Source organism: Billgrantia aerodenitrificans, assembly GCF_021404405.1.
In the GTDB taxonomy this organism is placed as follows: Bacteria; Pseudomonadota; Gammaproteobacteria; order Pseudomonadales; family Halomonadaceae; genus Halomonas; species Halomonas aerodenitrificans.
This window is the reverse complement of sequence record NZ_JABFTV010000003.1, coordinates 272,909-285,821: the sequence shown is the minus strand read 5'-3', so window position 1 is coordinate 285,821 and position 12,913 is coordinate 272,909. Positions and strand designations below refer to the sequence as shown.

Here is a 12,913-nt window from a genome sequence, read left to right as displayed (position 1 = left end):
CAGGCCTCTCACCGCGATTCTCAAGAGGTATCGTTGCATGTCTTCGCCCGATGAACGCCTGGATTTTTCCACCCTGGCCGATCTCTTCCTGCTTCACGGCAGCATGCAGTCGCCGGCCTTTCTCGATGGCAGGCTGTGTGCCGAGCTGGCGCTGCACGACGTCTCCGCCGAAGCCTGGCTCGAAGAGGTATGCCTGGGGCTCGGCGTCGAGCAGCCCCGCGACCGCGAGAGCGGCGAGACGCTGCTGGCCTGGCGTCGCCAGAGCCTCGACGCGCTGGCCGACAGTGGTCTCAACTACGAACCGCTACTGCCCGACGAGCTCTTCTCCCTGGCCGAACGGGCTCGGGGCCTGCAGGAGTGGACGCTCGGCTTCCTCGAGGTCATCGACGACGCCGGCGAGGCCAAGCGCGAAGGTTGGTCCCAGGCGCTGCGCGAAGCCATCGAGGACCTGACCGGGCTCGCGGTCATCGAGACCGACATCGACGACAGCGCCGAGAACGAGAACGACCTGTTCGCCTTGACCGAGCATGCGCGCATGGCCGCCATGCTGCTCTATACCGAACAGCATCCCGGTCAGCCGCAGGTGGAGCGCGGCGAGTCCACCCGGCACTGAACCCGAACCACCCCCATTCATCCGGAGCACGCAAGGAGCCACGATGCTGCCCGCCCCCCCCCTGCCCCGCCCTGAGCCGATCGGCAACGACGAATATCGCGCCCGCCGCCAGGCGCTGATGGCGCAGCTGCCTACCGACGGCGCCGTGCTGCTGCCCGGCGCCGGCCTGGTCACCCGTTCGCGGGACAGCGATTACCCCTTCCGCCAGAACAGCGACCTTCACTACCTCTCCGGCTTTGCCGAGCCCGACGCCCTGCTGCTGCTCCTGCCGGGCCGCAGCGAAGGCGAAAGCGTGCTGTTCTGCCAGGACCGCGACCCGAGCCTCGAAGCCTGGAACGGCATTCGCCTGGGCGCCGAGGGCGCGGTGCGCGAGCATGGCCTCGATCAAGCCTTCGAGAACGCCGAGCGCGATGAACGGCTGGAGACCCTGCTCGATGGGCGTACCAGTCTCTACCTGATGCTCGGCGACGCCGAGAGCATGGCGCTGGCCGATGAGATACGCGAGCGCCTGACCGCACGGGTGCGGCGCGGCGCCTGCCCGCCGCAGCGCTATGTCGATCTCGCCCCGCTGCTGCATGAAATGCGTCTGATCAAGAGCGAGGCTGAACTCGCCCTGATGCGCCACGCGGCCGGAATCTCTGCCCGCGCTCACCGGCGCGCAATGCTGGCTGCCCGCCCCGGCCTGGCCGAATACCATCTGCAGGCCGAGCTGGAGCACGAATTCCGCTGGCATGGCGGCAGCGGCCCGGCCTACGCCAGCATCGTGGGTGGCGGCGCCAACGCCTGTGTGCTGCACTACATCGAGAATAGCGAGCCGCTGCGTGACGGCGAACTGGTGCTGATCGACGCTGGCGTCGAGTTCGATCTCTATGCCGGCGACATCACCCGCACCTTTCCCGTCGGTGGCCGTTTCAGCGAGGCCCAGCGCGAGCTCTACGAGTTGGTGCTGGCCGCCCAGGAGCGCGCCGTGGCCGCCGTTCGCCCTGGTGCGACCCTGGTCGAGATTCATGACGGCGTGGTGCGCGACCTCACGGCCGGGCTGATCCGGCTGGGCCTGCTCCAGGGCGAAGTGGAAGCACGCATCGAGGACGAAAGCTACAAGCGCTTCTATCTGCACTCGACCTCGCACTGGCTGGGACTCGACGTGCACGACGTGGGCAGCTATCGCCTCGACGGCAAGCCGCGGCCGCTGGAAGCGGGCATGGTGCTGACGGTGGAGCCCGGGCTGTACGTGCCGGCCGATGACGACATCCCGCTGCCCTATCGTGGCATTGGCATTCGTATCGAAGACGATGTGGCGGTGACGGCCGAGGGATGCGAGGTGTTGACTGGCGATGTGCCAAAGCGGGTGGCCGATATCGAGACGTTGATGGCTAGCGAGTAACCAGTAAAGGACGTTTTCTTCATGTTATTACGTAATTTACGTTACGAAACGGCAGGCTGTAGTACGGGTCTGGCCTCATGACGGCGGTCGCTACGCGTCAGGTGGATGTCGCCATCGTCGGAGGCGGCCTGGTGGGGGCCAGTCTGGCCTGTGCCCTGGCGCCGCTGATCGAGCGCCACGGGCTGTCGGTGGCCGTGATCGAGGCCGCTCCCATGCCGGAGCTGGCGGCCACAGCGTGGCAGCCCAGCTTCGATGCGCGCTCCAGTGCCATCGCCCAGGGCTCGGCGGAGCGCTTTCGCGCCATGGGCCTGTGGCAAGAGATGGCCGATCAGGCCGCCGCCATCCGGCGCATTCATGTCAGCGAAAGGGGGCGTCTGGGGGTGACCCGGCTCACCGCCGCCGAGCTCGATCAGCCGGCGCTGGGCTACGTACTGCCCAACGCCTGGATGGGGCAGGTGCTGCATCGACGCTTGGCCGAGCTGCCCATCGAGTGGCACTGCCCGGCCGGCGTCGAGGCGGTCGTGCCCGAGGGAGAGGGGCATCGGCTCACCCTTTCCGATGGCTGTACGCTGCAGGCGGCATTGACGGTGCTGGCCGATGGCGGCCGCTCGGGGCTCAAGGAGCAGTTGGGCATCGCCAGCGACTCGGCGTCCTACGACCAGGTGGCGCTGATCGCCAACGTCGAAGTCAGTCGCCCTCACGACGGTATCGCCTACGAGCGCTTCACTCGAGAGGGGCCCATCGCCCTGCTGCCGCTGCCGGGCCAGCAGATGGCGCTGATCTGGACCCTGCCTGCCGGGCGTGAAGCGGCCCACCTCGCGCTTGGTGACGGCGACTTCCTTGCCGAGCTGCAGCAAGCGTTCGGCGACCGCGTCGGGCGCTTCCGCCGCGTCGGCAGCCGTCACGCTTATCCGCTGAGCCTGGTCACCGCCAAGGAGACCATACGGCCCGGCCTGGCGGTGCTGGGCAACGCCGCCCACTCGCTGCACCCGGTAGCGGGGCAAGGGTTCAACCTGGCGCTGCGCGGCGTGACCGACCTGACGGCTGCGCTCGAACAGGCCTTGGCCAGCGGCGAGTCGCTGGGCGGCATGCTGACGCTGCGCGACTTCGAGGCCAGGCGCATCGTCGACCGTCATCAGGTGATTCGCTTCAGCGATGGCCTGGTACGCCTGTTCGGCATCGACAGCGGCCTGCTGGCCCACGCCCGGGCGGCCGGGCTGGTGGGGCTCAACCTGTTCGGCCCGCTGCGCCGGGGACTGGCGCGCCGCGCCATGGGGTTGGAGAGATGAGGTTGGAGCGAGCAATGACGGAAACGGCACGGCAGCCAGCGACCCGATTCGAGGTGATCGTGGTCGGTGGCGGCATGGTAGGAGCTGCCCTGGCGGCGCTGCTGGGACAGGCGGGCATCAGCGTGGCGCTGCTCGATGCGCGCCCCGAGCCGCTGGCCGCCGAGGCGGTGGGTACGGGCAGGCCGGCGCTGCGTGTCAGCGCCCTGACGCCGATCTCCCAACGTCTGCTGGAGGGGCTCGGCGCCTGGCCGTGGATGGCGGTGCGCCGGGTGACGCCCTATCGCTTCATGCAGGTGTGGGACAGCGAGGGCAGCGGCGAGGTCAACTTCTCGGCGGAGCAGGCCGGCGTGCCGGTGCTGGGTCATATCGTCGAGAACGACGTAGTGCTGGCCGCACTGGAGCGGCGCCTGGCCGAGCTGCCCACGGTCTGCGTCGAGCTGGGCAGGCGCGTGACCGGGCTCGAAGAGGCGGGCGGTGAGCGCAGCGTACTGCTCGAGGATGGCCGCCGTCTCACGGCACCGCTGGTGGTGGCCGCCGATGGCGCCCAGTCGCCGCTGCGCGAGATGGCGGGCATCGCCGTGGATGCCCGCGATACCGGCCACGTGGCCGTGGTCACGACGGTGCGTACCCAGCGGGGGCATGGCGGCGTGGCGCGCCAGGTGTTCCGCGACAGCGGCCCGCTGGCGTTCCTGCCGCTGACCATCGACGGCGACGCGCACTACTGCTCGATCGTCTGGTCGACCATTCCTGAGGACGCCGAGCGGCTCACGGCGCTCGATGCCGAGGCACTGGGGCAGGCGCTCGAGGTCGCCTTCGAGGCGCGCCTGGGAGCGGTAGAGGTCGTCGACCGGGCAGTGTCGGTGCCGCTTACCCAGCGGCACGCGCAGGATTACGTGCAGTCCGGCTTCGCCCTGGTGGGTGATGCGGCGCACAGCATTCACCCGCTGGCGGGCCAGGGCGTCAATCTGGGACTGATGGATGTGGCGGTGCTGGCCGAAGAGCTCGTCACGGCGCGGCGGCGCGGCATCGACCTGGGCGAGCCGCGCATGCTGGCGCGCTATGCGCGGCGTCGACGCGGCGACAATAGCGCCATGCTGGCGCTGATGGACGGCTTCCGGCTGCTGTTCGGCACCCGTCACCCGCTGGTGACGCTGTCGCGCAACCTGGGACTTTCCGGGGTCGACCGGCTGGTGCCGATCAAGCGCCTGCTGATGCGTCAGGCCATCGGCGAGCGGGGGCGGCTGCCGGCCTCCTGCCGTTGACTCTGGACGCAGGGAGCCAGCGCTGCCGGCTCCCTGCGGTCCGTTCAAGCATCAGTCCATTCAACCACCAGCCCGTTCAGCTATCAACCAGCAAGGGGCTAGCGGCGCTCGAGTACGTTGAGCGCCTTCAGCAGATTGAGCGCTTCGCCGAGTTGGTAGTCCTCGCGCAGCCGCTCGCTCATTTCCTGGGTCATGGCCCGAGGCTCGCTGCGCGAGCGCAGATGGCCTTCCAGGTCCGCTTCACGCAGCTGGCGGCTGCTCTCGGTTACTTCCAGGCGGCCGCGTACTACCCTGACGTCGGGCTCGATGCCCATGGCCTGGATCGAGCGGCCGTTGGGCGTGTAGTAGAGCGCCGTGGTCAGCTTCAGCCCTTCACCGTTGCCCAGCGGCATCACCTGCTGCACCGAGCCCTTGCCGAAGCTCTCGGTGCCCATGATCACGCCGCGGCGCTGGTCCTGCAGCGCGCCGGCGACGATTTCCGCGGCGGAGGCGCTGCCGCCGTTGATCAGAACCACGAGGGGTACGTCGGGGGCGGCCGTCTCGCGGCTGGCGGAGAAGCGCATCTGGGTGTCCGGCAGGCGCCCTTCGGTGTAGACCACCAAGCCGCTCTGCAGGAAGGCGTCGGCCACGGCGACGGCGGCCTGCAGTACGCCGCCCGGGTTGTTACGCAGATCGAGCACCAGGCCCTGCAGCGGGCCGTCGCGCTCCATTCGGCGAATGGCGTTGTTGACCTGCTCGCCGCTGCGGCTCTGGAATTGGCTGACCCGCAGGTAGCCGTAGCCTGGCTCCAGCATCTCGCTGCGCACGCTTTCGGTGCGAATGATCTCGCGGGTCAGGGTGACGTCGAGAGGCGCCTCCTGGCCGCTGCGCAGGATGTTCAGGCGAATCTGGCTGCCGGGCTCGCCGCGCATCAGCGTCACCGACTCCTGCAGCGACAGTCGTTCGGTGGGGTTGCCGTCGATCTCCAGAATCACGTCGCGGGCCTGCAGGCCCGCGCGGGAAGCGGGCGTGTCGTCGATCGGCGTGATGATCGTCAGACGCCCCTCTTCCAGGCCGACCTCGATGCCGATACCGCCGAACTCGCCTTCGGTGGATTCGCGCAGGCTCTGGAATTCGCTCCGGTCGAGGTAGGCGGAGTGAGGATCGAGTTCGCTGAGCATGCCGCGCATGGCGTTGCGCAGAAGGGTGCTGTCGTCCACCTCTTCCACGTAGGCGCGCTTGATGCGTTCGAACACCTCGGCGAAGGTCTGGATGTCCTCCAGCGGCAGCTCGTCCACGGGAGAGGACTGGGCAAGGGCCGGCGGGGCGGCCAGGGCCAGCATCAACAGCGTTGCCGACGCTAGCGCGCTCATCGTTCGGCTGGCGGCGGAAGGTCGGCGGGCGGTACGTGAAGACATGCTAACTCCGCTGTTACGAGGCGAGGCTGTCCAGCATAGCCCGTGGCCAGGAGCTTGTGAAACACCACGGGTCATCTTCGTGCCATCCAGGCCTGGGGGTCGATGGGGTCGCCGTTGCGGCGGACTTCGAAGTAGAGGGCCGGCGAGGTGTGGCCGCCACTGTTGCCCACCGCGCCGAGCGTGTCGCCGCGTGAGACGGCTCGGCCGACTTGGGCGTCGAAGCGCTGCAGATGGGCATACAGCGTCATCACGTTGTCGCCGTGGTCGATGATCAGCAGGTTGCCGAAGCCGCGCATCCAATCGGCGAAGACCACTCGACCGGCATGCACGGCTGCCACCGGCGTGCCCTCGCGGGCTTCGATCAGGATGCCGTTGTAGTGCACGCCGTCGCCGCGCCGGTAGTTAGAGGTCACGTTGCCCTGCACCGGCCAGGGCAGGTCGCCGCGGGTGCGCTCGATGGCGGTGGAGGGCGGTGGGCGCTGCATGCGGGCGAGTTCCTCGCGCACCCGTTCGAGCACCCGCTCCGCCTCGCCGCGGTCACGGTCGAGGCGTGCCATGCGCGACTGCTCGTCGCTGTAGCGCTCGCCCAACTCCGCCACCAGACGCTCACGATCTGCCATGCGCTCGGCCAGCTCGCTGCTGCGGGTTTCCAGCTCGTCGGCCAGGGCGTCGAGCTGCCGACCGCGGGCCTCCCGCTCGCGTCGGTTCTCGGCCAGTTCGGCATCGAGGCGGGCGATCTCGTCGAGGCGCTCGTTGCGCGCCCGGGCCAGATGGTTGAGGTAGGTCTGCAGGCGGTCGAGGCGGGCCGGATCATCCTGGTTGAGCAGCAGTTTCAGCTGCGGTGTGAGCCCCAGGCGATAGAGGGCATCGAGCTGGGCATTGAGCATCTCGACCTGTTCGGCCCGCTCGACTTGCAGCTCGTCGCGGGCGGACTCCAGCGCGGCAAGCTCGTCGGCGAGGCTGCGACGGTCGGCCTGGATGCCGTCCAGCCGGCGGTGGGTCTCGCCGAGCGCCGTCTCCACCTGGCGCAATTCGCGGCTGGCCTCGTCCTGGGCCTCACGGGTCTGGCCCAGGCGCCGACTTAGCGCCTGGATCTCGCTGCCGATGGCGTCGAGACGCTCCTGGGCCTCACGTTCGCTGGGCTGGGCCTGTGCGCCGGCCAGCCCCGGCCCGAGCCAGGCCAGGCCCGACAGCAGGAGCAGGATGGCGGTCAAGGCCCGTCGCGGTTGCCGTCGGGCTCGCCTCATGGCCGGTGGTGCTCGCAGACGATGATCATGCCGGCTCGATCAGCACCCGACCGCTCATCTCCTCGGGAATCGGCTGGCGCATCATGGTCAGCAGCGTCGGCGCGATGTCGCACAGGCGGCCGTCGTCGAGCAGCGTCACGGCGTCGGGGCCGACGTAGATCAGCGGCACCTCGAAGGTGGTGTGGGCGGTCTGGGCCACGCCGGTGGCGGGGTTGACCATCTGCTCGGCGTTGCCGTGGTCGGCGGTGATCAGGCCGGCGCCGCCGGCGCGCTCGATGGCTTCCACCACCCGGCCGACGCAGGCGTCCACCGCCTCGATGGCTTTCACCGCGGCGTCGAAGTCGCCGGTATGGCCGACCATGTCGCCGTTGGCGTAGTTGCACACGATCAGGTCGTAGCGGCCCGAGTCGATCGCCTCCACCAGGCGGTCGGTCACTTCCACGGCGCTCATCTCGGGCTTCTCGTCGTAGGTCTTGACGTCCTGGGGCGAGGGCACCAGCACGCGGGTCTCGCCTTCGAACTCGGCCTCGCGGCCGCCGGAGAAGAAGAAGGTGACGTGGGCGTACTTCTCGGTCTCGGCGATGCGCAGCTGGGTCAGGCCGCGCTGCTCCATCACTTCGCCCAGGGTGTTGTGCAGGTCCGCGGGCGGGAAGGCGGCCGGGGCGGGAATGTCGGCGGCGTACTGGGTCAGGGTGACCAGGCTGCCGCCGGCAAGCCGCGGGCACACGCGGCGCTCGAAGCCGCTGAAGCCGTCCTCGACGAAGGCACGGGTCAGCTCGCGGGCGCGGTCGGCGCGGAAGTTCATGAAGATGGCGGCATCGCCGTCGGCGATGCTGGCCGGACCCTGCTCGGTGTGGATCACGGTAGCCGAGACGAACTCGTCGTTCTCGCCGCGCTCGTAGGCGTCGCGCAGCCCCTGCTCGGCGCTGGAGGTCTCGAATTCACCGACGCCCTCGGTGAGCAGCCGGTAGGCCTTCTCGACGCGGTCCCAGCGGTTGTCGCGGTCCATGGCGAAGTAGCGGCCGACGATGGAGGCGACGAAGCCGTTGTCGGCGCCGATCAGCTCGGAGAGGCGCGCGTTGGTGCGCTCGATGGAGGCCAGGGCGCTGCGCGGCGCGGTATCGCGGCCGTCGAGGAAGCCGTGCACGTAGATGCGCTGGGCACCGCGGCGGGCGGCCAGCTCGGCCATGGCCAGGATGTGATCCTCGTGGCTGTGCACGCCGCCCGGCGAGAGCAGGCCCAGCAGGTGCACGGCGCGACCGGCGCTCACCGCGGCATCGATGGCGTCGGTCAGGGCGGGAATGAGGTCGAGATCGCCATCCTCGATCGCCTTGGAGATGCGGGTGAGTTCCTGATAAACGACTCGCCCTGCGCCCAGGTTCATGTGCCCCACCTCGGAGTTGCCCATCTGCCCCTCGGGCAGGCCCACGTACTTGCCGTCGGTATGCAGCAGCGCGTGGGGCTGCTGCTGCCACAGGCGGTCCATGTTGGGCGTGTGCGCGGCGGCCACGGCGTTGTCGGTGGGGTCGGGGTTGTGGCCGTAGCCATCGAGAATGATCAGCGCAACGGGGCGTGGGGCGGTCTGAGTCGTCATCGGGGTAATGAGCCTCTTGAGCGTGGTGGGCGCGACAGCGGGCCGTCCGGGAGGCTGTCCGCGCCGGTCGGGCTAGGTAGTGAAGAGCGCGGCGAGACAGGCTCCTGGACGACGGGGGTCGCGACTTGAGTCGGCTTGCGGCATCATAACGCACGGTCAGGCGAGCGTCATGACCCCGACACGTTGGCGGCGGCGTTGCCGCGGGGCATTGCCGCATGGTGTATACTCTCGCCTTCCGGGTGCCCTACCCTACCGATATTCTCGCTATTTCCGACAAAGAGTGTGCCGGACCCATGATCGATCAGCTGTTCGAATTCGTGCAGAATCACCCGCTTCTGGTGGGCGCCTTCCTCATGGTGCTGACCGCCTGGATCATCTACGAGGTCCGCAACAGTGCCGCCAGCGGCGTGACGTCCACCCAGGCGACCCAACTGATCAACCGTGAGGATGCCGTCGTGGTCGATACCCGCGAGGCGGGCGACTTCAAGGCCGGCCATATCGCCGGGGCGCGCAACATTCCCCAGAGCAAGGTCGACGAGCGCATGAAGGAGCTGGAAAAGCTCAAGGACAAGCCGATCATCGTGGTGTGCAAGAGCGGTCAGTCTTCCGGCATCACCGTGGCCAAGCTGGCCAAGGCCGGCTTCACCCGGGTCTTCAAGCTCAGGGGGGGCATGATGCAGTGGCAGGCCGACGGCCTGCCGATGGTCAAGAAATAGCCAACACACAAGACGCAAGAGAACGCAAAAGGAATCTTCCCATGGCCGAAGAGAACAGCCAGAACGCCGCCGGCGGCAACCAGGCCGCCGCCGACCAGCAGAAGCAGCAGCTTCAGTTCGCCGTGCAGCGCATCTACGTCAAGGACATCTCCTTCGAGGCGCCCAACTCGCCGGCGGTCTTTCAGCAGCCGTTCAAGCCCAAGGTCGGTCTGGATCTGAACACCAGCAGCCGCAAGGTCGGCGAGGATCTCTACGAGGTCTCGATCAAGGTGACCGCTCAGGTGCGTCACAGCGAGGAAGGCACCACCTCCTTCCTGGCCGAGATCGAGCAGGCCGGCCTGTTCCGCATCAGTGGCATCGAGGGTGCCCAGCTCGAGCACACCCTGGGTGCCTTCTGCCCCAACGTGCTGTTCCCCTACGCCCGCGAGTGCATCGACAATCTGGTCAACCGCGGCGGTTTCCCGCCCCTGATGCTGGCGCCGGTCAACTTCGAGGCGATCTTCGCTCAGAAGAAGAAGCGCGAGGCCGAGCAGGCCCAGCAGCAGGGCGAGCAGACCACCCAGTAAGGGCAGGCTCGCCGTGTCCTCAGCGCCACGCATTCACGTCGCCGCCGACTTTACCGTCGGCGGCGACGTCGTTCTGCCCGAAGGACCGGCACACCACCTGGCTCGGGTGCTGCGCCTGAGTGAGGGCGCGCCGGTGCGCCTGTTCGACGGTGCCGGCCTGGAGGCCCGGGCGGTGCTCGTCGAGGCCGGGCGCAAGCGCGTGGTGGCCCGCGTGGAGGCCGTTGAGGCGGGCCGCGGCGAGTCGCCGCTGGCGGTGCACCTGGGCCAGGCGATCTCCAAGGGCGACCGCATGGACTACGCCGTGCAGAAGGCCGTCGAGCTGGGCGTGGCCGCCATCACGCCGCTCTACACCGAGCACGGCGACGTGCGCCTCAAGGGCGAGCGCGAAGCGAAGAAGCTGGCCCACTGGCAGGCGGTGGCCGTGAGCGCCTGCGAGCAGTGCGGTCGTGCCGTGGTGCCCGCCGTGCATCCGCCGAGGCCGCTGGCCGAATGGCTCGACCAGCGCCACGAGGCGCTGCGGCTGGTGCTGCATCCGGGCACGGAAAGGGCGCTCGAACAGGTCGACACGCCCGTCGATGCCGCGCTGCTGATCGGCCCCGAAGGCGGGCTCGCCGAGGCCGAAGTCGAAAGCGCCAAGGCCGCCGGCTTCGCCCCGCTCACTCTCGGTCCGCGCATTCTGCGCACCGAAACCGCGCCGGTGGTGGCGCTGTCGCTGTTGCAGTATCGCTTCGGCGATCTGCGCTGATCCTCCACTCCACAACACGCATTGAACTTTAGTCGCTAGTGGCCGAGAGGCGGCTTGTGCGTTTCTGCGTTCCCATTTAAGTTGTATGATGTATGACAACTGGTGAGATAGGTTATCTCCTGAACAACAGGGGTTGCCTTCCAACGGGCCGACGCATGAACAAGAGGATGTCTTCGTGAAGTTTTCCAGAGCAGCCGTAAAGGAAGCATTGGGCGATGGATTGCTGTCTTTCCCCATTACCGACTTCGATAAGGAGGGGCGGTTCGATGCGGACAGTTACCGTCGTCGTCTGGAGTGGTTCATCAGCCACGATATCTCGGCCGTGTTCGTCGCGGGCGGCACGGGGGAGTTCTTCAATCTCTCGCTCGACGAGTACCGCGATGTGGTTCGTGTGGCCGTGGAAACCGTCGCTGGCAGGCTGCCGGTAATAGCCAGCTCGGGCCTGAGCGTCGCCAGTGGCAGAGCCTTTGCCAAGGCGGCCGAAGAGGCGGGCGCCGACGGCATCCTGCTGATGCCGCCCTACCTGACCGAGTGCCCCCAGGAGGGGCTGGTCGAGTACGCCCGCGAGATCTGCGACTCGACCGAGCTCAACGTCATCTACTACAACCGCGGCAACGGCGTGCTCAATGCCGGCTCGGTACAGGCGTTGGCCGCCAGCTGTCCCAACCTGATCGGCCTCAAGGACGGCAAGGGCGACATCCAGGCGCTGAACAAGATCATCAAGACCATCGGCGATCGCCTGGTCTACGTGGGCGGCGTGCCCACCGCCGAGATCTTCGCCGAGGCTTACCTCGCCATCGGCGTGAATACCTACTCATCCGCCGTGTTCAACTTCGTGCCTGACATGGCGGTGAAGTTCTACCGGGAACTCCGCGCGGGCAATGCCGAGGTCGTGAAGCGCATCACCAGCGACTTCTTCATTCCTTTCGTGGATCTCAGGGACCGGAAAGCAGGTTATGCGGTTAGCCTGATCAAGGCAGGCGCCGAGATCATCGGGCGTCCGGCCGGCGAGGTGCGGGCACCGTTGACCATGCCGACTTCCGAAGAGCGCCAGCAGCTCGAGAGGCTGGTGAATATTGCGAAGCAGTAATAAAGACACAACGCTGCAACAACACGCATAGCATCACGAGGTATAAATATGAAAAAGACAATGATTGCACTCTCCCTTGCCGTGGGCGCCGCTGGTTTTACACTACAGTCTCTGGCTGATAGCAATTATCCAGAGCGAAACATCGAATTCATCGTTCCATGGAATGCTGGTGGGGGCGCGGATAACGTAGTTCGAGCGCTACAAAACCCTGTTGAGGAAGTGTTGGGCACCAATATCGTTGTCAGAAACCTCTCTGGCGGTGGTGGTGCTGTTGGTTTCTCTAGGGCCCTATCTGCAAAGCCGGATGGCTATGTTGTAACCATTCCGACCAATGCCACTTTCACCTTGGAAGGGCTGGGTAATGTCGACTTTACCTATACCGATTTCGAGTATATTGCCAGAGTGCTGGTTGAGCCCTACGTCCTTGCAGTCAATAGTGGTAAGGGGTGGGAAACCCTTGAAGATCTAGTTGACCATCTTCAAGAGAATGACGCGCGCTTGATGGTTGGGGCTTCCGGTGTTGGTTCCTCGACACACGTCATGGCGGTTGCTTTAGCCGAGGAGCTCGGTGTCGAATTTGACGTAGTTCCTTACGATAGTGGTGCGAATGCAGTTACGGCAGCTATGGGAGGTCATATCGATGCTGTCGTTCTCAATCCATCGGAAGTGGTTTCAGGTATTGAGTCTGGCCGATTGACGGCGCTGGTGACTACTGGTGACGAGAGAAGTGGGGCCATTTCCCAAGCGCCGACGATGTTGGAAGAAGGTTACGACTTCTCTGTCAGTCAATGGCGAGGTGTGGCTGCGCCTAAAGGAATCAGTCAAGAGGTCGAGGACAGGTGGGTTGAAGCCATTCAGTCCGCCGTCGAGAGTCCGGAGTTTCAGCGAGCTGCCGAAATGATGGGGTCTGATATCATGCCTCTCTATGGTGATGAGTTAGACGAGTTCGTAGAAAGGACAGCGCGTCTGATGATTGATGAGGCAGCAAAGCTTCGGCAGTGAGGTAAGAT

General features: G+C 66.7%; 12 protein-coding genes. 9 read left to right on the top strand and 3 right to left on the bottom strand.

What is annotated here, in order from left to right; genetic code table 11:
• Positions 1 to 37 precede the first annotated feature (37 nt).
• From HOP59_RS07510 to HOP59_RS07495, 4 genes are all read left to right on the top strand, one after another.
• Positions 38 to 613, top strand: a complete 576-nt coding sequence (locus HOP59_RS07510) for a UPF0149 family protein (RefSeq protein ID WP_010626027.1) — start codon at positions 38 to 40, stop codon at positions 611 to 613.
• 43 nt (positions 614 to 656) lie between these two features.
• A complete protein-coding gene (gene pepP / locus HOP59_RS07505; RefSeq protein ID WP_234253382.1) occupies positions 657 to 1,997 on the top strand; it encodes a Xaa-Pro aminopeptidase in 1,341 nt (446 codons plus the stop codon).
• Between the two features lie 77 nt (positions 1,998 to 2,074).
• Positions 2,075 to 3,286: a 2-octaprenyl-6-methoxyphenyl hydroxylase gene (ubiH, locus tag HOP59_RS07500; protein ID WP_234253381.1), complete on the top strand. Its 1,212-nt coding sequence runs from the start codon at positions 2,075 to 2,077 to the stop codon at positions 3,284 to 3,286.
• Positions 3,287 to 3,300: 14 nt separating this feature from the next.
• Positions 3,301 to 4,548, top strand: coding sequence for a UbiH/UbiF/VisC/COQ6 family ubiquinone biosynthesis hydroxylase (locus HOP59_RS07495; RefSeq protein ID WP_234253380.1), 1,248 nt, complete (start codon positions 3,301 to 3,303; stop codon positions 4,546 to 4,548).
• A 98-nt stretch (positions 4,549 to 4,646) separates the two neighbouring features.
• On the opposite strand, the gene HOP59_RS07490 is transcribed toward HOP59_RS07495, so the two are convergent.
• The 3 genes from HOP59_RS07490 to gpmI form a co-directional block, all read right to left on the bottom strand.
• On the bottom strand, positions 4,647 to 5,945 hold the full coding sequence (locus tag HOP59_RS07490) for a S41 family peptidase (protein ID WP_026037816.1): 1,299 nt from the start codon (positions 5,943 to 5,945) through the stop codon (positions 4,647 to 4,649).
• 71 nt (positions 5,946 to 6,016) lie between these two features.
• On the bottom strand, positions 6,017 to 7,159 hold the full coding sequence (locus HOP59_RS07485) for a murein hydrolase activator EnvC family protein (protein ID WP_010626032.1): 1,143 nt from the start codon (positions 7,157 to 7,159) through the stop codon (positions 6,017 to 6,019).
• Positions 7,160 to 7,217: 58 nt separating this feature from the next.
• On the bottom strand, positions 7,218 to 8,786 hold the full coding sequence (gpmI, locus tag HOP59_RS07480; RefSeq protein ID WP_234253379.1) for a 2,3-bisphosphoglycerate-independent phosphoglycerate mutase: 1,569 nt from the start codon (positions 8,784 to 8,786) through the stop codon (positions 7,218 to 7,220).
• A 293-nt stretch (positions 8,787 to 9,079) separates the two neighbouring features.
• On the opposite strand from gpmI, the gene HOP59_RS07475 reads away from it, so the two are divergent.
• The 5 genes from HOP59_RS07475 to HOP59_RS07455 all read left to right on the top strand — a co-directional run bounded on the left by HOP59_RS07475 (position 9,080) and on the right by HOP59_RS07455 (position 12,905).
• Positions 9,080 to 9,502, top strand: a complete 423-nt coding sequence (locus HOP59_RS07475) for a rhodanese-like domain-containing protein (RefSeq protein WP_010626034.1) — start codon at positions 9,080 to 9,082, stop codon at positions 9,500 to 9,502.
• A gap of 41 nt (positions 9,503 to 9,543) precedes the next feature.
• Positions 9,544 to 10,068, top strand: a complete 525-nt coding sequence (gene secB / locus HOP59_RS07470; RefSeq protein WP_010626035.1) for a protein-export chaperone SecB — start codon at positions 9,544 to 9,546, stop codon at positions 10,066 to 10,068.
• A 13-nt stretch (positions 10,069 to 10,081) separates the two neighbouring features.
• Positions 10,082 to 10,813, top strand: coding sequence for a 16S rRNA (uracil(1498)-N(3))-methyltransferase (locus HOP59_RS07465; protein WP_010626036.1), 732 nt, complete (start codon positions 10,082 to 10,084; stop codon positions 10,811 to 10,813).
• A 175-nt stretch (positions 10,814 to 10,988) separates the two neighbouring features.
• On the top strand, positions 10,989 to 11,903 hold the full coding sequence (gene kdgD, locus HOP59_RS07460) for a 5-dehydro-4-deoxyglucarate dehydratase (RefSeq protein ID WP_234253378.1): 915 nt from the start codon (positions 10,989 to 10,991) through the stop codon (positions 11,901 to 11,903).
• A gap of 48 nt (positions 11,904 to 11,951) precedes the next feature.
• Positions 11,952 to 12,905 (top strand): Bug family tripartite tricarboxylate transporter substrate binding protein, encoded by a 954-nt coding sequence (locus HOP59_RS07455; RefSeq protein WP_234253377.1) that lies wholly within the window; start codon positions 11,952 to 11,954, stop codon positions 12,903 to 12,905.
• Positions 12,906 to 12,913 lie beyond the last annotated feature (8 nt).

Excerpts from the sequence above, each read along its gene's own strand:
- HOP59_RS07510 (WP_010626027.1), top strand. The coding sequence starts at position 38 with ATGTCTTCGCCCGATGAACGCCTGGATTTTTCCACCCTGGCCGATCTC.
- pepP (WP_234253382.1), top strand. The coding sequence starts at position 657 with ATGCTGCCCGCCCCCCCCCTGCCCCGCCCTGAGCCGATCGGCAACGAC.
- ubiH (WP_234253381.1), top strand. The coding sequence starts at position 2,075 with ATGACGGCGGTCGCTACGCGTCAGGTGGATGTCGCCATCGTCGGAGGC.
- HOP59_RS07495 (WP_234253380.1), top strand. The coding sequence starts at position 3,301 with ATGACGGAAACGGCACGGCAGCCAGCGACCCGATTCGAGGTGATCGTG.
- HOP59_RS07490 (WP_026037816.1), bottom strand. The coding sequence starts at position 5,945 with ATGTCTTCACGTACCGCCCGCCGACCTTCCGCCGCCAGCCGAACGATG.
- gpmI (WP_234253379.1), bottom strand. The coding sequence starts at position 8,786 with ATGACGACTCAGACCGCCCCACGCCCCGTTGCGCTGATCATTCTCGAT.
- HOP59_RS07475 (WP_010626034.1), top strand. The coding sequence starts at position 9,080 with ATGATCGATCAGCTGTTCGAATTCGTGCAGAATCACCCGCTTCTGGTG.
- secB (WP_010626035.1), top strand. The coding sequence starts at position 9,544 with ATGGCCGAAGAGAACAGCCAGAACGCCGCCGGCGGCAACCAGGCCGCC.
- HOP59_RS07455 (WP_234253377.1), top strand. The coding sequence starts at position 11,952 with ATGAAAAAGACAATGATTGCACTCTCCCTTGCCGTGGGCGCCGCTGGT.